Source organism: Fructilactobacillus sp. X2R6C1 (genome assembly GCF_059901295.1).
In genome coordinates, this window is the sequence record NZ_JBWXUZ010000028.1 from 1 (window position 1) to 271 (window position 271).

Genomic DNA, 271 nt, shown 5'->3' on the forward strand with positions numbered 1-271 from the left:
GTCTTCGTCGGCGAAGACGGCACCCTGTGGCATGCCCAGTACGATGCGGCAGCGTTCACCGGCTTTACCTTCGAAGACGTGGCCTCGCTGGACGAACTGGTGGCGGGTATCGGCACCGCCGGCAGTGCCATGCCGACCTGGGCGATTGCCGGGCTCAGCCTGCTCGGCGTGGGCGGCGCAGCGGCAGCGGCAAACAACGGCGGCGGTGGCAGCAGCGGCGGTTCCGACCCCGACACCGCCGCACCGGCCACGCCTATCGACCTGCTGGTGT

At 70.1% G+C, this 271-nt stretch carries 1 protein-coding gene; it reads left to right on the forward strand.

The genetic code is table 11. The features are described from left to right. On the forward strand, positions 1-271 hold a 271-nt coding region (locus AC6UDF_RS07220; protein ID WP_500724196.1), incomplete at both ends, for a BapA/Bap/LapF family prefix-like domain-containing protein.